Annotated in this window: 15 protein-coding genes and 1 pseudogene; 7 read left to right on the top strand and 9 right to left on the bottom strand. The window is 73.4% G+C overall.

Annotation, left to right across the window (positions count from 1 at the left end; genetic code table 11):
* Positions 1 to 51 precede the first annotated feature (51 nt).
* On the top strand, positions 52 to 504 hold the full coding sequence (locus tag HUN59_RS15485) for a VOC family protein (protein WP_174779527.1): 453 nt from the start codon (positions 52 to 54) through the stop codon (positions 502 to 504).
* Between the two features lie 63 nt (positions 505 to 567).
* On the opposite strand, the gene HUN59_RS15490 is transcribed toward HUN59_RS15485, so the two are convergent.
* The 6 genes from HUN59_RS15490 to HUN59_RS15515 form a co-directional block, all read right to left on the bottom strand.
* Complete coding sequence (locus HUN59_RS15490) at positions 568 to 2,415, bottom strand: ABC-F family ATP-binding cassette domain-containing protein (protein ID WP_174777131.1); 1,848 nt, start codon at positions 2,413 to 2,415, stop codon at positions 568 to 570.
* A gap of 167 nt (positions 2,416 to 2,582) precedes the next feature.
* Positions 2,583 to 2,981, bottom strand: coding sequence for a PLD nuclease N-terminal domain-containing protein (locus HUN59_RS15495; protein WP_058740572.1), 399 nt, complete (start codon positions 2,979 to 2,981; stop codon positions 2,583 to 2,585).
* Positions 2,982 to 3,077: 96 nt separating this feature from the next.
* Complete coding sequence (locus tag HUN59_RS15500; protein ID WP_174777132.1) at positions 3,078 to 3,554, bottom strand: molybdenum cofactor biosynthesis protein MoaE; 477 nt, start codon at positions 3,552 to 3,554, stop codon at positions 3,078 to 3,080.
* On the bottom strand, positions 3,551 to 4,063 hold the full coding sequence (locus tag HUN59_RS15505) for a MogA/MoaB family molybdenum cofactor biosynthesis protein (RefSeq protein WP_174777133.1): 513 nt from the start codon (positions 4,061 to 4,063) through the stop codon (positions 3,551 to 3,553). Before HUN59_RS15505 ends, HUN59_RS15500 begins: the two co-directional genes overlap by 4 nt.
* Positions 4,060 to 4,548 (bottom strand): cyclic pyranopterin monophosphate synthase MoaC, encoded by a 489-nt coding sequence (gene moaC, locus HUN59_RS15510; protein WP_174777134.1) that lies wholly within the window; start codon positions 4,546 to 4,548, stop codon positions 4,060 to 4,062. The genes HUN59_RS15505 and moaC overlap by 4 nt, the downstream gene beginning before the upstream one ends.
* The gene (locus HUN59_RS15515; RefSeq protein ID WP_254629908.1) at positions 4,545 to 5,807 is read right to left on the bottom strand and encodes a molybdopterin molybdotransferase MoeA; all 1,263 of its coding nucleotides are present in this window, start codon (positions 5,805 to 5,807) and stop codon (positions 4,545 to 4,547) included. The genes moaC and HUN59_RS15515 overlap by 4 nt, the downstream gene beginning before the upstream one ends.
* Before the next feature lie 115 nt (positions 5,808 to 5,922).
* Here HUN59_RS15515 and HUN59_RS15520 point away from each other — a divergent pair, with 115 nt between their 5' ends.
* The 4 genes and pseudogenes from HUN59_RS15520 to HUN59_RS15535 all read left to right on the top strand — a co-directional run bounded on the left by HUN59_RS15520 (position 5,923) and on the right by HUN59_RS15535 (position 11,328).
* The gene (locus HUN59_RS15520; RefSeq protein ID WP_254629909.1) at positions 5,923 to 6,801 is read left to right on the top strand and encodes an MTAP family purine nucleoside phosphorylase; all 879 of its coding nucleotides are present in this window, start codon (positions 5,923 to 5,925) and stop codon (positions 6,799 to 6,801) included.
* Positions 6,798 to 7,868 carry an NAD-dependent epimerase/dehydratase family protein gene (locus tag HUN59_RS15525; RefSeq protein WP_174777137.1) on the top strand — a complete coding sequence of 357 codons (1,071 nt, stop codon included), beginning with the start codon at positions 6,798 to 6,800 and terminating at the stop codon, positions 7,866 to 7,868. Before HUN59_RS15520 ends, HUN59_RS15525 begins: the two co-directional genes overlap by 4 nt.
* A gap of 223 nt (positions 7,869 to 8,091) precedes the next feature.
* Positions 8,092 to 8,664, top strand: a pseudogene (locus HUN59_RS15530) (phosphoglucomutase, alpha-D-glucose phosphate-specific); the annotation flags it as partial.
* Positions 8,665 to 8,865: 201 nt separating this feature from the next.
* Positions 8,866 to 11,328: an MDR family MFS transporter gene (locus HUN59_RS15535; protein WP_174777143.1), complete on the top strand. Its 2,463-nt coding sequence runs from the start codon at positions 8,866 to 8,868 to the stop codon at positions 11,326 to 11,328.
* Between the two features lie 63 nt (positions 11,329 to 11,391).
* Here HUN59_RS15535 and HUN59_RS15540 read toward each other — a convergent pair whose 3' ends face one another.
* Both HUN59_RS15540 and HUN59_RS15545 read right to left on the bottom strand, forming a co-directional pair.
* Positions 11,392 to 12,261, bottom strand: a complete 870-nt coding sequence (locus HUN59_RS15540) for a DNA-methyltransferase (protein ID WP_174777144.1) — start codon at positions 12,259 to 12,261, stop codon at positions 11,392 to 11,394.
* Between the two features lie 85 nt (positions 12,262 to 12,346).
* Positions 12,347 to 13,702, bottom strand: a complete 1,356-nt coding sequence (locus HUN59_RS15545) for a hypothetical protein (RefSeq protein WP_174777145.1) — start codon at positions 13,700 to 13,702, stop codon at positions 12,347 to 12,349.
* Between the two features lie 116 nt (positions 13,703 to 13,818).
* Between HUN59_RS15545 and HUN59_RS15550 the strand changes: the two genes are divergently transcribed.
* On the top strand, positions 13,819 to 14,103 hold the full coding sequence (locus HUN59_RS15550) for a GNAT family N-acetyltransferase (RefSeq protein WP_144802804.1): 285 nt from the start codon (positions 13,819 to 13,821) through the stop codon (positions 14,101 to 14,103).
* A gap of 6 nt (positions 14,104 to 14,109) precedes the next feature.
* Here the strand turns inward: HUN59_RS15550 and HUN59_RS15555 are convergent, their stop codons facing one another.
* Positions 14,110 to 14,439, bottom strand: coding sequence for a hypothetical protein (locus HUN59_RS15555; RefSeq protein WP_174777146.1), 330 nt, complete (start codon positions 14,437 to 14,439; stop codon positions 14,110 to 14,112).
* A 245-nt stretch (positions 14,440 to 14,684) separates the two neighbouring features.
* Here HUN59_RS15555 and HUN59_RS15560 point away from each other — a divergent pair.
* On the top strand, positions 14,685 to 16,030 hold a 1,346-nt coding region (locus HUN59_RS15560), incomplete at its 3' end, for an efflux RND transporter periplasmic adaptor subunit (RefSeq protein ID WP_217483568.1).

Here is a 16,030-nt window from a genome sequence, read left to right on the forward strand (position 1 = left end):
CGCGCCGGACCCCACGCACGCGCCGAGCGCGGCCGGACTACCGTGCCGCCCATGCACGCGATCACCCTCGCCGTCGCCGACGTCGCCCGCTCCGCCGCGTTCTACCGCACCCTCCTCGGGATCGAGGGCAGCGGCGTCATCGGGACGGAGTACCCGGCCACCGACACCACCGCGGGCGGCACGACGGCGATGTTCACGCTCGACGACGGGCTGATCGTGAGCGTCTACGGCCGCGAGGACATGCAGAAGGACTCCGGCGTCGACCTGGCCGCCGGACCGAGCACGACGATCGGGCACTTCACCGACTCGCAGGCCGAGGCGCAGGCGTTCCTCGACCGGGCCCGTTCCGCCGGGGCGACGATGCTCGCGCCGCCGTACACACGCCCGTGGGGGATGTGGTCCGGGTTCTTCCAGGACCCGGACGGCCACCTCTGGGAGGTCGTGTCGAACCCGGGTGGCGGGGACCCCGCGTCGGTGGAGCAGGAACCGTCGAGTCGCTCGTGACGACCCGACGTCTTCTGCTCCATCGACGGTCGACCCGGCAGCGCCGACCGGCCCCCGGCACCCCTAGACCCCGAGCGCCTCGGCGACCTCGAGCCAGCGCTCCTCCAGCTGCTCAACCTCGGCCTCGAGGGCGCCGAGCTGCGTCTGCAGCGCCCCGAGTCCCGCGTAGTCGGACTGGTCGTGTGCCGCGAACGCGTCGAGCAGCTTCTGCCGGTCCTGCCCTGCCTTCGCGATCTTGCGGTCGAGAGCCGACATCTCCTTCTCGGCAGCGCGCCGGTCCGCTCCGGACAGGCCGGGCGCAGCAGGGGCACCGGACGCGACCGTCCCGGGACCGGACCCGCCCGCCGGGGCCGTGTCGGGCCTCCCGGCTGATGCGGCGGCAGCCGCCGACGCCGTCTGCGGGACCGAACCCGACGCACGCAACCGCATGTACTCGTCGACGCCGCCCGGCAGGTGCCGGAGGTGCCCGCCGAGCACCGCGTACTGCTGGTCGGTGACGCGCTCGAGCAGGTACCGGTCGTGCGACACGACGAGCAGGGTGCCCGGCCAGGTGTCGAGCAGGTCCTCCATCGCGGCGAGCATGTCGGTGTCGAGGTCGTTCGTGGGCTCGTCGAGGATGAGCACGTTCGGCTCGTCGAGCAGGATGAGCATGAGCTGTAGCCGCCGCTTCTGCCCGCCACTGAGATCGCGAACCGGCGTGGAGAGCTGCTCCGACGTGAAGCCGAGGCGCTCGAGCAGCTGCGACGGCGTCATCTCCTTGCCGTCCGCGACGTAGCTCGTCTTCTTGCGGGCGACGACCTCGCGCACCCGGTCATCGGCGAACTGCGCGAGGTCCGCGAGCTGCTGGTCGAGCACCGCGACCTGCACGGTCTTGCCTGTCTTCACCCGGCCGACGGTGGGCTGGAGCGCGCCCGACACCAGGTTCAGCAGCGTGGACTTGCCCGCGCCGTTCGGCCCGAGGATGCCGGTCCGCTCCCCCGGCGCGATCCGCCACTCGACGTCGCGCAGGATCACGTCGTCGCCGAACGAGACGCCGACGTCGAGCAGGTCGACGACGTCCTTGCCGAGCCGCGCGGTCGCCGTCTGCGCCAGGGCGACGGTGTCGCGGATGGGCGGGACGTCGTCGATGAGCGCATTCGCCGCGTCGATGCGGAACTTCGGCTTGCTCGTGCGGGCCGGGGCCCCGCGGCGGAGCCAGGCGAGCTCCTTCCGCGCCAGGTTCTGCCGGCGCTGCTCGGAAGCGGCGGCCTGCCGGTCGCGCTCGACGCGCTGCAGGATGTACGCCGCGTAACCGCCCTCGAAGGGCTCGACGACGCCGTCGTGCACCTCCCACGTGTCCGTGGACACGGCGTCGAGGAACCACCGGTCGTGCGTCACGACCACGAGCCCGCCCTGGTTCGACGACCAGCGCCGGTTGATGTGGTCGGCGAGCCACTGGATGCCCTCGACGTCGAGGTGGTTCGTCGGCTCGTCGAGGAACAGCACGTCCCAGTCGCCCACCAGGAGCTTCGCGAGGGCGATCCGTCGACGCTGGCCTCCGGAGAGGTCGTCGACGACGGCCTCCCACGGGATGTCCGACACGAGACCGCCGATGACGTCGCGGATCTTCGGGTCGCCCGCCCACTCGTGCTCCGCGAGGTCACCGACCACGGTCGCGCCGACCGTGGCTCCGGCCGGGAGCACGTCGCGCTGGTCGAGGTAGCCGATCGTCAGCCCGCGGCGGTGCGTGACGCGGCCGGCGTCGGGCTCCAGACGCTGGGCGAGCAGCGCGAGCAGCGTCGACTTGCCGTCGCCGTTCCGGCCGACGACGCCGATGCGGTCGCCCTCGTCGAGGCCGAGGGTGACGCTGTCGAAGACGACACGGGTGGGGAACTCGAGATGCACGTTCTCGGCGCCGAGGAGATGAGCCACCCGACAAGGGTAGGTGGCGCGGGTGACGAGTCGAACCAGGGATGCGACGTCGAACCAACCGCGGTGGCTGGTTCGACGTCGGGAACGTGGTTCGACACATGGCTGCGCGCGGGCGTGCGCGCGCGCAGCCGCGGGGCGCTGTCGCGCCGTCGGCCTGGAGGCGCGGGTCAGCTCCCCGGGGTCGGCTCGCCCTCGCCGGCTGCCTCCTTGGCACGGCGCAGTCGCGCCTGGGCCTCCCAGTACTCGATCTCCCGCTCGAGCGCGGCGAGCTCCTGCTCCGTGCCGGTCACGCGCGCATCCCCGTGGGCGGCGCGGGCGTGCCCGAGGCTCGCGTACTGGTCCTCGTGACGGTTCGGCTCGAGGTACCGGCCGTGGTTCCGGTCGTTCGCGCTCCAGTCGTGGCCGACGGCGAACCACACGATGCTGCCGACGACGGGCAGGAAGACGCAGATCAGGATCCACGCGAACTTCGGCAGACCGCGGACCTGGTCCTCGCCCCGCGTGATGATGTCGATCAGGGCGAACACGAGCAGGACGACTCCGGCTCCGTACAGCAGCACGCTCATGTCTCGGGAGTCTATGGACCAGCCGAGTGCCCGACCACGCCCAGGACGGGTGCCGCGATCACGATCCTGCGTCGGTCTCCTGCGGGGCCGTACAGGTCAGAGTGCGGCCACCCACTCGTCGCTGCCGTCGGTGAACCGCTGGTGCTTCCAGATCGGCGTCCGCTCCTTGACCAGGTCGACGAGGGCGCCGCACGCGGTGAAGGCCACCCCGCGGTGCGGCGAGGCCACGGCGGCGGCGAGCGCCACGTCCCCGATGCCCAGGGCGCCGACACGGTGCAGCACGGCGATGCGGACCTCGGGGTGCTCGTCGGCGATGGTGCGGGCGACCTCGGCGATGACCTCGGCCGCGCTCGGGTGGCGCTCGTAGTCGAGCGCGGTGACGCCCTTGCCGCCGTCGTGGTCGCGGACGATGCCGGCGAAGGTCACGACGGCACCGTCCCGGTCGGTCGCGACGGCCGCGGAGACCTCGTCCACGGTGATGACCCGGTCGACGACGTCGGCGAGGACGACGCGGTCGGCGGAGGTCCCGGCGCCCCGGTCGGCGGCCTGCCCGCCGGGCTGCTCGGCGCTCACGACGCGCTCCGTCGTGCGTGTCCTTCGCCGTGCAGCTGGGCGAGCACGTGGTCGAGCACCCCGTCGAGGACCGCGAGTCCGTCGGCGACCCCGCCGCGCGATCCGGGCAGCGTGACGACCAGGGAACGGCCACCGGCGATCCCAGCGACACCCCGGGTCAGGAGCGCCGTCGGACCGGCGCCGGCGAGCCCGCGGCGACGGATCTCCTCGGTGATGCCGGGCAGCTCGAGGTCGACGAGGGGCGCCACGGCCTCGGGCGTGCGGTCGGTCGGTGTGACGCCCGTGCCGCCGGTCGTGACGACGAGCCGGGCATCGGCGAGCAGCTCCGCGGACACCGTCTCGGCGATCGGGCCGCCGTCCGGCACGATCGTCGGCTCGGCCACGGTGAAGCCGCGCTCGCGCAGCCAGCCCGCGATGACCGGTCCGGTGTGGTCGAGGGCGGGGTCCGTCGCGGCGGACGTCGAGACGACGACCACGCCGGCGCGCCCCCTGGTCGGTTCGGTGGTCATCGGTTGCTCCAGTCGCCGGAGCGTCCGCCGTGCTTCTCCAGCACCCGCACCTCCGTGATCACGGCCGCGCGGTCGACGGCCTTCACCATGTCGTACACGGTCAGCGCAGCGACGCTCGCCCCCGTCAGCGCCTCCATCTCGACGCCGGTGCGCGAGGTCGTGCGCACGGACACCTCGATCCGGACGCGGTCCCCGTCGCCCGTGATGTCGACCTGCACCCCGGCGATCGGCAGGGGGTGGCAGAGGGGCACGAGGTCCGAGGTCTTCTTGACGGCCATGATCGCGGCGATCCGGGCGGTGCCGATGACCTCGCCCTTCGGCAGCGACCCGTCGAGGATCCGGTCGACGACGTCCGCGCGCGTCACGAGGGTCGCGGTCGCCGTCGCCGAGCGGTCGGTGACGTCCTTCTCGGAGACGTCGACCATGTGCGCGGAGCCGTCGGCCCGGACGTGGGAGAGGTCGGGCTGGTCGGGCGCAGTGGTCATCGCAGGCTCCAGACGGTCAGGGGGTCGCCCGGTGCGACGGTGTCGGTGCCGACCGGGACGTGGACGAGGTGGGTGGCCGCCGCGAGGTGCCCGAGCAGGTGCGAGCTCGGCCCGCCGACGAACCAGACCCGGCCGTCCTGCACCCGGCCGCGACGGACCTGGTGCTTCGTCGGGGGCGAGGTCGTGCCCTCGGCAGCGGGGAGCTCGGCGGCGGCACGGTCGGGCGCGCCGACGAGTGGGGCGAGCACCGGGCGGACGAACAGCTCGAACGACACGAGCGCGGACACCGGGTTGCCCGGGAACGCCACGACCGGGACCGGACGTCCGCCGAGCGCGACGGTGCCGAGCGCCTGGGGCCCGCCGGGCTGCACCGCGACCGGGGTGACGGCGAGGCCGAGCGGCTCGAGGGCCTGCCGGACGACCTCGTACGCACCCGCGCTGATCCCGCCGGTGGTGAGCACGAGGTCAGCGCCGTCCACCCCGGGGTCGCCGACCGCCTCGCCGAGGGCGTCGACGAAGCGGTCCGGGTCGTCGCGCAGGCGGACGGTGCGGGACCGGGCGCCGACCTCGGCCAGGGCGGCCTGCAGCGCGACACCGTTCGCGTCCCCGATCGTCGCTGCGGCGTCGGCACCAGCGGCGGCACCGGGGTCCGTCGTGTCGTCCCGCAGCTCGCTGCCCGTCGACACGACGAGCACGCGCAGCGGCCGCACGACGTCCACGGCGTCGATGCCCGCCGCGGCGAGCGCCCCGAGGAGCGCCGGCGTCACCGGGGCGCCCGCGGGTGCGAGCTCGGCACCGGCTGCGACGTCGCTCCCGACGGTCCGGACGAACGTGCCCACCGTGGTGTCGACCGGGACCGTGAGCACGTCGAGCGCCATGGCCGCCGGGAAGGCCCCCGGCGGGACGGACTCGACCGGGACGACCGCGTCCGCGCCGTCCGGGATGCTCGCCCCGGTCATCACCGGCGCGGCGGTACCGGGGTCGAGCGGCGCGGGGACGATGCCTGCCGGGATCGGGTCGACGACGCGTACCACCGCACCGGCGTCGGCGGCCCGGACCGCGAAGCCGTCCATCTGGCTGTTGTCGAAGGTCGGTAGCGGCACCGGTGCGTGCACGGCCGCGGCGAGCACGCGGTACCCGCGCCCGGCGTCCGACGCGGTGGCGAGCGCCGCCAGCGACCGCCGCTCCGACCCGAGGCCGCCGAGGACCGGCGCGAGCAGCGTCGCGACCGCCTGGCGGTGCTGACCGATCGATCGCACGCGTGCCTCCGAACTCGTGTGGGCCCGAGCACTCGGCTGCTGCCGGTGGGCCGTCGATAGCGTATCCAGGGCGCACCGCGCGCCGAGGACATCGCCAGGACCTGTGGAGGACGACGTGAGCACGACCGCACCTGTGGACGGAACGACCGCACGCATCGGGGTGATCGGCGGCTCCGGCCTGTACCGGCTCTTCGAGGGGGGCACGGCCGACGAGCTCGTCGTCGAGACCCCGTTCGGCGCGACCTCCAGCCCGATCACCGTCGGCACGATGTCGGGCAAGCGCGTGGCGTTCCTCACCCGGCACGGCCGCGAGCACTCGGTCGCCCCGCACCTGATCAACCACCGCGCGAACCTGTGGGCGCTGCGCTCGCTCGGCGTCCGCGCGATCGTGTCCTCGAGCGCGGTCGGCGGCCTGCACCCGGACTACGCGCCCGGCACCTTCGTCGTGACGGACCAGCTCATCGACCGCACCTGGGGCCGCGCCGACACCTTCTTCGAGGACCAGGTGCAGCACCTGTCCTTCGCCGACCCCTTCGACCCCGTGCTCCGGCGCGCGGCGATCGACGCGGTGTCCGCCCTCGACGTGCCCTTCCGGCCGACCGGCACCTGCGTCGTGATCCAGGGGCCGCGCTTCTCGACCCGCGCGGAGTCCGTCTGGCTGCGCGAGGCCGGCGGCCACACGATCAACATGACCATGACGCCCGAGGTCCCGCTCGCCGCCGAGCTCGGCATCGGCACCGTGAACCTGTCGTTCGTCACCGACGCCGACGCCGGCCTGGCCCCGGCAGCGGACGAGACGGCCGGCCGACCCGCCGCGGACACGGAGGCCCCCGTCACGCACGCCGCCGTGATGGAGCGCCTGGCCCGGGCGAACGAGGTGATCGTCCGCGCCATCGGCGACATCGTCGGCGCGCTGCCGGACGACTACACCCCGCGCGAGCTCGTCCCCGCCGCCGCCAGCGCCAGCGTCGTGACCCTCGGGAGCGAGCGGTGACCCGCCTGCTCGTCACCGGCGGCGCGGGCTTCATCGGCTCCGCGATCGTCCGCCGCGCCCTCGCCGAGGGGTACGAGGTCCGCGTGCTCGACTCCCTCCGTGACGACGTGCACGGCGACCCCGCCGAGGTCGTCCGCGCCCACGAACAGCAGGGCACCGCGTTCGTGCACGGCGACGTCCGCGACCGGGCCGCCCTGGAGGCCGCGCTCGACGGCGTCGACGTCGTCTGCCACCAGGCCGCCAAGGTGGGGCTCGGCGTCGACTTCCAGGACGCCCCCGACTACGTGTCCTCGAACGACGCCGGGACCGCGCACGTCCTGGCCGGCATGGACCGCCGCGGCATCGGGCGACTCGTCGTCGCGAGCTCGATGGTCGTCTACGGCGAGGGCGCCTACGAGACCGCCGACGGCGAGCCGACCCGCCCGCCGGCCCGACGCCGCGAGGACCTGGACGCCGGACGGTTCGACCCGATCGGCCCCGACGGACGGCCGCTCGTCCCCGGCCTGATCGACGAGTCGGCGGCGCTCGACCCGCGGAACGTCTACGCGCAGACCAAGGTCGCGCAGGAGCACCTGGCCTCGAGCTGGGCCCGCGCGACCGGCGGGACCGCGATCGCCCTGCGGTACCACAACGTCTACGGCCCCGGCATGCCCTCGAACACCCCGTACGCCGGCGTCGCGTCCCTTTTCCGGTCGGCGCTCGCCCGGGGCGAGGCACCTCGCGTCTTCGAGGACGGCCGCCAGCGACGGGACTTCGTGCACGTGGACGACGTCGCCGGGGCGAACGCGGCCTCGATCGCGGCGACCGCCGACCTGCCCGCCGAGACGTTCCGCGCGTACAACGTCGGCTCCGGGGTCGTGCACACGATCGGCGACATGGCGTCCGCGATCGCCGGACCGGACGGGCCGCAGCCCGTCGTCACGGGCGAGTACCGGCTCGGTGACGTCCGGCACGTGACGGCGTCCTCGGAGCGCATCCGCGCCGAGCTCGGCTGGCACGCGCAGGTCGACTTCGAGCAGGGCATGCGCGACTTCGCGACCGCCCCGCTCCGCGCCGCCGTCCGCTGACCCGCACCGGGCCGCGCCCGACCGCGGCCTGCCCATCCCGGGCACCCGCCCGGCGCGACGCGCGCGCCGGGCGGGTGCCGTGCCTCCCGTCCGTCCCCCGAACGCGTGCCGCGACAGCCGCAACACGCGCACCGCCACGCCCGGGGGACACGGATCCTGTACCCCGCGACGTTGCATCGTGTTACGTCGAGGGCATGCACCCCGAGCCGACCGACGCCCCCGCGACCGGGTCGCGGAGTCGCTCGGTCGGCGCCTGTGGGAAGTCCCGGTCGGCTTCAAGTGGTTCGTCCCGGGTCTGATCGACGGCTCGGTGGCGTTCGGTGGCGAAGAATCTGCCGGGGCGTCGTTCCTTCGCAAGGACGGCACCGCGTGGACGACCGACAAGGACGGCATCATCCTGGCGCTGCTCGCCTCGGAGATCATCGCCGTGACGGGCAAGACGCCCTCGCAGCTCTACACGGAGCTGACCGAGCGGTTCGGGGCGCCCGTGTACCAGCGCGTCGACGCCGCAGCCAGCAAGGAGCAGAAGGCCCGCCTGTCGAAGCTCGACGGGGACGCCATCACGGCCGACACCCTGGCGGGCGACCCGATCACCGCGAAGCTGTCGAAGGCCCCGGGCAACGACGCGGCGGTCGGCGGCGTGAAGGTGGTCACCGACCGGGCGTGGTTCGCCGCGCGCCCGTCAGGCACCGAGGACGTCTACAAGATCTACGCCGAGAGCTTCGTCGGGCAGGAGCACCTGGAGCAGGTGCAGCGCGAGGCCAAGGAGATCGTGGACGCTGCGCTCGGGGCGTAGTCCCAGCCCGCTGGTCCCCCGGGAGGCGTCGTCGGATCCGTCCGACGGCGCCTCCTCCACATCCCGCAACCACCCTGCCGATGTCCACAGGAACGCCGTCGGTGGGAACAACTGGGTTGCGTCGGTTGTATTTTTGCAGCGAGCGCAACCTTCGATCACCGGGACGGTCGCGCACGCACCAGCACGGGAGACCCGAAGCACATGACCCAGACAGCGACCGCACCTGCGGCTCCCACGACGTCCTCGAACGCCGTGATGAACCACCGGCAGATCCTGCTCGTCATCTACGGACTGATGGCCGGCATGTTCCTCGGTGCCCTCGACCAGACCATCGTCGGCACGGCCATCCGCACGATCGGCGACGACCTGCACGGGCTCGACCAGCAGGCGTGGGTCACGACGGGGTACCTCATCGCCTCGACCGTGACGACCCCGATCTACGGCAAGCTCTCCGACATCTTCGGCCGCCGACCGCTGTTCCTCACCGCGATCGGCATCTTCATCATCGGCTCGCTCGCCGCGTCGTTCTCGACCTCGATGCTCATGCTCGCCGGGTTCCGCGCACTGCAGGGCCTGGGTGCCGGTGGCCTGATGTCGCTGCCCCTCGCGATCATGGGCGACATGCTCGCCCCGCGCGAGCGTGCGAAGTACCAGGGCTACTTCCTGGCGGTGTTCGGGATCTCGTCCGTCATCGGCCCGCTCGTGGGCGGTCTGTTCGCCGGGGCCTCGCAGATCCTGTTCATCAACGGCTGGCGCTGGGTCTTCCTGATCAACGTGCCCGTGGGGATCGTCGCGCTCGTCATGGTGCTGACGTTCCTGCACCTGCCGAAGTTCGGCGACCGCGGCAAGCCCCGCATCGACTGGTGGGGCGCGATGCTCGTCATCGTCACCCTCGTCCCGCTGCTGCTCATCGCCGAGCAGGGCCGCGAGTGGGGCTGGGGCTCCCCCGGCGCCATCGCCTGCTACGCCATCGGCGCGCTCGGGCTCATCGCTTTCGTGATCGTCGAGCGCTCGATGGGCGACGACGCGATCCTGCCCCTCAAGCTCTTCGGCTCGCGGGTGTTCTCGATGGCGGCGGTGCTGAGCGTGCTGGTCGGCTTCGGCATGTTCGGCGCGATGCTGACCATCCCGCTGTACCTGCAGATCGTGAAGGGCGTGACCCCGACGGAGTCCGGCTTCGCCATGCTCCCGATGGTCCTCGGCCTGATGATCGCGTCGATCGCCTCCGGCCAGATCATCTCGCGCACCGGCAAGTACCAGGTGTTCCCGGTCACCGGCACGGCGTTCACCGCGATCGGCTTCACGGTCCTGACCTTCCTGACCGCAGACCGTCCGCTCTGGTTCCTCATGCTCGGCATGTTCGGCATCGGGCTGGGCCTCGGGCAGCTCATGCAGACGCTGACCCTGGCGGCTCAGAACTCGGTGAGCCCCCGGGACATCGGTGTCGCGACGAGCGCGGCGACGTTCTTCCGGCAGATCGGCGGCACCATGGGCACCGCGGTGCTCCTGTCCGTCCTGTTCACGCTGATGCCGACGAACATCACCGGCGCGATGCAGAACGAGTCGACGCTCAAGCCGGCCCTGACCGCCGCCCTCACGCCGTCCGTGGCGAACGCCTCCGAGAACAAGGGCGTGATGGACCAGATCTGGTCGAAGATCGTCCGCCCGGTCCAGCAGAACGTCCAGAGCGGGCTCGACAAGGGGGCCGCCGCGGCCAAGCAGGCAGCGGACCAGGCGGTCACGCAGAAGGTCACCGCGGCCGTCCAGCAGCAGGTCGCCGCCGGCGCCGTGCCCGCATCGGCCGCCGACAGCGTCATCGCCCAGCAGGTCGCGGCCGCGAAGCCGCAGGCCGAGCAGCAGGCGCTCGAGACGGTCGCGTCCAAGGCGAACGCCGAGGTCGTCGACGGCACGGTCCAGGTCGACTACAGCAACGCCGACCAGCGCAGCGCCGTGGTGGACGAGGTCGCCCCGAAGCTCGTCGACCAGCTGAAGAAGGGCGACACGGCGGCGAGCTCGGGAGCCGGATCGGCCACGAGCGACACCTCGTTCCTGAACGGCGCCGACCCGCGGCTCACCCGTCCGTTCCTCGTCGGGTTCAGCAGCTCGGCCGTCGTCGTCTACTGGGTCGGCCTCGCGGTCATCCTGCTCGCGTTCGTCCTGACCTGGTTCTTCCGCGTCCCGCCGCTCCGCAAGGTGTCCGCCCTGCAGGAGCAGGCGAACGCCGCCAAGGGCGCCGCCGGCGGGAACGGCACCGACCAGCTGTCCGCCGACGCCCAGCGCGCGGCCGCGAACACGGGCTCGCTCGTGTCCCCGGACACCGGTTCGATGCGGACCGTGCCCGTGTCGCCGGACGTCGCGGCGGCCCCGCAGCCCCGGAGCGCCACCTCGGCCGTCGGAGCGGGCGCGACCGGCGGGACGGCCACCGCGGTCGCGGACCGGGCGACCGACACGCGTGCACCGCTGCCGGACGCGACGACGCACGGTGCGCACGCCGCGGCGGCCCCGGTCGACGAGCCGGCCGCCACCACGGGGACCATCCGCACCCACCCGGCCCACGCGGCGGCCGGGACCGACGAGGCGGACGCGAGCCGCGCCTCCCGTCCGACCGCCCCGGCGGAACCGCAGACGGGACCGCACCCGACCCACGGACGCCACTCGGCGTAGCGGTCCAGGGGACGGCACGAGGGGCGGGTGCGACGCGACGGCGTCGGACCCGCCCCTCGGTCGTCAGCCCTCGGTGCCCTGCTGCTCCACCGACGCACCGGGCAGTCGCCGGCGCATGACGTCGACCGCGACCGGGTTGTGGTCGACCAGGACGAAGCGCCGACCGAGCGCGTGGGCGACGGCGCCGAGCGTGCCGCTGCCGGCGAAGGAGTCGAGGACCCAGTCACCCTCTCGTGAGGACGCCTGCACCATCCGGCGGAGCACCCCCTCGGGCTTCTGCGTCGGGTAGCCGGTCTTCTCGCTCCCGGTCGGCGACACGATCGTGTGCCACCAGACGTCCGTCGGGAGCTTCCCGCGCTCGCGCTTCTCGGGGGTGACGAGTCCCGGCGCCATGTACGGCTCGCGGTCGACGGCCTCGGAGTCGAACCAGTACCGCTCGGGGTCCTTCACGTAGACCAGGATCGTGTCGTGCTTGGTCGGCCAGCGCGACCGGGACTTCGCGCCGAAGTCGTACGCCCAGATGATCTCGTTGAGGAACGCCTCGCGGCCGAACAGCGCGTCGAGCAGGACCTTGGCGTAGTGGGCCTCGCGGTAGTCGAGGTGCAGGTAGAGGGTGCCGTCGTCCGCGAGCAGGCGCCAGGCCTCGAGCAGCCGCGGCTCGAGGAACGACCAGTAGTCCTCGAACCGGTCGTCGAAGCGCATCAGGTCGCCGCGGACCCGCTCGTACGTGCGACCCCGGAAGCCCGTGATCGTGGACGGTGATCCGGTGTCCCGCTGCACGGCGGTCACGGCGTGCCGACGCTGCTTCCGGCCGGTGTTGAACGGCGGGTCGAGGTAGACGACCGTGAACGCCCCGTCGGGCAGGGTCGGCGTGACGTCGAGGTTCTCGCCGAGCACGACCAGGTCGGGGCTGCGGTCGTCGATGGTGCGCACCGGACCATCCTCCCCGACCCGAGGCGGGCGCCGATGCCGTGGGTCGGCGCTCGGCGGCGGCGCCGAGCGTCGGTGCCCGCGCCGGTCAGGAGTTCGCGGCGTACCCCGGCTGGTCGGAGGCCGTCCGGCACGTCACCGCGCCGGCGTGCACGTCGGCTGCGTGCTCCGTCCCCCCGACGAACACGTCGGTGACCTTCCCGGCGTGCAGCGGGGTGACGACGGCGACGTCGTGCGGCTTCGTCAGGGACCCGACCGCGGCGTCGACGGTGAACTGCACGGCTGCGGCGGCGCAGTCCGCGGAGGGCGTGACGGCGAACGCCACGCAGTCCTCCTCGTCGCACCCGGCGGGCACGTCGGCGTCGGCCACCGTCGTGTCCTCGTGCTGGGTCGCCGTCACGCGGTCGCCGTCGGTCTCGTCGCCGGTCGCACAGGTCACGTCGCCGATGTCCGAGGCTTCTTCGTCGTAGTTCTCGACCAGGACCAGCGGGACGCCCTTCGTCAGGGTGACCGTGCGCTCCTCGATGCGGCTCGGCTGGTCGTCATCCGCCGAGGCGAAGAACCCGACCGTGACGATCGCCGTGCAGCTGTGGTCGCTCGTGATCTCCCACGGGTCGCAGGTGGTGGTGCCCGGGGTCATGTCGCAGGTGGCCTCCCACTCGTCGTCGGCGGCCAGCCAGTACGTCTTGATGCTGCCGTCGTCGGACGCCCAGCCGGGCTGCGGGGCATCGTCCCCGCCCGACGGGTCGTCCGCGGACGGGCCGCTGCCGTCCGTGCTGGACGCGGCGGACAGCTCCTGCCCGACGGAGTCGACGGCGGGGACCGCGGCGACGACGGCACCGCCGAGCAGCACGAGCGCCGCGACGCCCGCGGTGACACCGGCGAGCACGTGCTGCGCCCGCGGGATCGCCCGGGAGGGTGTGCCCTCGTGGAAGGGACGAGCAGACGGAACGGTCCAGGCGTCCGCGTCCCAGGCAGCGAGCGCCTCGTCCGGCGCCACGTCGGGGTGGGCCTGCGCGACCCGCGGCGGCAGCTCCCCGGCGCGGCGGGCGGCTGACCATGCACGGACCTCGGCCACGGCCTCGCTGATGCGGTCGCCGTACCGGACGACACCGACCACCCACAGGGCGGCACCGGCAACCAGGGTCGGGAGTGCGAAGACCGCGGGCAGGCCGAGCGCCCAGAGGACGACGGCGACGACGAACGACGCGACGGTCACCGCGGCGCCCACGGACAGCAGCACCAGCGCGGACCGGGGCACGCGACGGCGCAGCGCCCGGGTCGGCACCCAGAACGTCCAGCGCGCCGGGGCCGGGGGCACGTCCGCGGCGGGGCTCCACCCGGCGGTGGGTTCGGCGCCCTGGAAGAGCTCGACCCACTCGGGCGAGGGCGTGGGCCACCCGGGCGGGGTCCGGAAGCGCAGGGGCGGTGTCTGGTCGTGCACGAGGTGACAGTAGTGCGTTCCGGGAGCGGTCACAGCCCCGCGTTCGGGGATCGGCGGGAGCACTGCGCGGGACCGCAGCCGGAACGTCGTCAGGGCGGGGGCGTAGCGTCGCCCGCATGGCATCACCCGAGGTCCGGAACGACACCGACGCGCAGCAGTACTCCCTGGTCGAGGACGGCGAGGTGATCGGGTTCGCCGCGTACGAGGTGGACGGCGACGAGATCCGCTTCACCCACACCGAGGTCGACCCGGCACACCGCGGCGGCGGTCACGCGTCGATCCTCGTCCAGCACGCGTTGGACGACGTGCGCGAGGGCACGCGGCGGGTCGTCCCGCTGTGCAGCTACGTCAAGGCCTGGATCGAGCGGCACCCCGACTACCAGGAGCTGACGACCCGCTAGTCGGGATCAGTAGCTGCGGTCGAGCGTGCCGGGACGGGCCTCGTGCCGACCGGTGTGCCCGACCGTGGGCACCTTGATGAGCACGCTGCCGCTGAGCAGGTCGTGGTCGTCGTCGGCCGGCGTCGGGGCTTCCCGGGGCAGGCGTGACTGCCGTTCGTACTCGGCCTGGGACTCGTGCCGTGTCGGCGCGAAGACCTCGTCCATCATCGAGATGACGCCGCCGGATCCGCCCGAGCGAGTGGCCTTGTTCGACAGGTCGATCCACCCCAGGCGATCGGCGATCCACATCACGACGACCGCTGCGGCCACCGCCCCCATGAGGATCAACCAGTTCACGTGCCCGACGGTACGTCAGCCGGGCGGGTGACACCTCCGCCGCGCGGATGATCCTCGCGATCCGACCGGATGTGGCCCGGATCGGAGGACGTTCACGAAGCGGGCGCGACGGTCGGCGGAACCACTGGTTCTCCCGAGCCGGCCGCGAAGGAACGCGTCGACGCTCGCGGCATGGAGTCGAAGCAACAGCTGTGGGTGGCGATCGGGCTCGGTGCCGCACTCGTCCTCGGGGCGGTGCCGCCGTCGTGGTCCTGACCGCTCCCCCGGCGTCCGCGCACGCCGGGGCCCTCCTGACCGGGACCGTCCGGCAGGGATCGGTGTCGGCCGGGGTGAGCACCACGGGCAACGTCGCCCCGGTGTCGGAGACCGCCGTCGGGTTCGCCGTGCGCGGGACGATCGCGACGCTCGACGTGCAGGACGGGCAGACCGTCCAGGCAGGGCAGACGATCGCGACCATCGGCACGGCTGCCCTGTCCGGACAGTTGACCGACGCGCAGGCGGCGCTGTCGAGCGACGAGACCGCCCTGTCCGACGCGCAGACGGCGCTGACGGCGGCGGAGTCGACGCCGAGCACGACCGCCGAGTCGGTGACGACCAGGAGCGGGACCTCGGGTGCCGCGTCGGGGTCGGGCGCCGCGTCGGCGTCGAGCGCCTCGTCGGCGTCGGGCGTCGACCAGGCGCAGACGCAGGTCCTGGCGGACCAGGCGAAGGTCACCTCCGACCAGACGGCCGTCACGGACGCCCAGACCGCGGTCGGCGAGGCGACCCTGACGGCACCGGTCTCCGGCGCGGTCGTCGCGGTCTCCGGCGCGGTCGGGCAGACCGTGTCCGGCACCGGCTCGCAGACCGTGTCCCCGAGCGCCACGGGGTCGACGTCGACGAGCGGCGGATCGGGGTCGGGCGGCTCCGGGTCCGGTGGATCGGGTTCCGGCGGGACGAACGGCTCGTCGGGCACCGCGTCGTCGACCGGCTCCGGCGGGGTCGTGACGATCGCGGACACGTCGCACGACGTCGTCACCACGGACGTCCCCGAGTCCGAGGTCGGCGCGCTGAAGACCGGGCAGACGGCATCGGTGACGTACCCGGCGGCGAGCGGCGTCACGAGCACCGCCACCGTCACGGCGATCGCCCCGGTCGGGACCTCGTCCGCCGGTGTCGTGGTCTTCCCGGTCACCGTGACGCTCGCCGCCCTGCCGTCCGGCGTCCGGTACGGCGACACCGCCGACGTCACGGTCACCACGCAGTCGTCCCCGGCGAGCGCGCTGTCCGTCCCGGCGGCGGCGATCCACACGTCCGGGAGCGGGTCGTACGTCGACGTCGTCACCGGGGGCACGACGAAGCGGGTCCCCGTGACGACGGGCGTCGTCGGCACCGCCGGGACGCAGGTGAGCGGGTCCGGGCTGCGCGCCGGCGAGACGATCTCGCTCGGCACCGCAGCGGCGACCACCGGGACCGGCACGGGAGCCAGCGGGACCGGGTTCGGCGGGTCGGGCTTCGGCAGCGCCGGTCTCGGCGGCGGCACGGGCTTCGGCGGCACCCGCGGCGGCGGCGGCGGCGGGGCCGGCGGTGTCGCCGTACCGGACGCCGGACG

Source organism: Curtobacterium sp. Csp2, from assembly GCF_013347165.1.

What these genes read in the sequence shown, in the direction of transcription:
- HUN59_RS15485 (WP_174779527.1), top strand. Translation starts at nt 52, where the DNA reads ATGCACGCGATCACCCTCGCCGTCGCCGACGTCGCCCGCTCCGCCGCG.
- HUN59_RS15495 (WP_058740572.1), bottom strand. Translation starts at nt 2,981, where the DNA reads ATGAGCGTGCTGCTGTACGGAGCCGGAGTCGTCCTGCTCGTGTTCGCC.
- HUN59_RS15505 (WP_174777133.1), bottom strand. Translation starts at nt 4,063, where the DNA reads ATGACCACCGAACCGACCAGGGGGCGCGCCGGCGTGGTCGTCGTCTCG.
- moaC (WP_174777134.1), bottom strand. Translation starts at nt 4,548, where the DNA reads ATGACCACTGCGCCCGACCAGCCCGACCTCTCCCACGTCCGGGCCGAC.
- HUN59_RS15535 (WP_174777143.1), top strand. Translation starts at nt 8,866, where the DNA reads ATGACCCAGACAGCGACCGCACCTGCGGCTCCCACGACGTCCTCGAAC.
- HUN59_RS15550 (WP_144802804.1), top strand. Translation starts at nt 13,819, where the DNA reads ATGGCATCACCCGAGGTCCGGAACGACACCGACGCGCAGCAGTACTCC.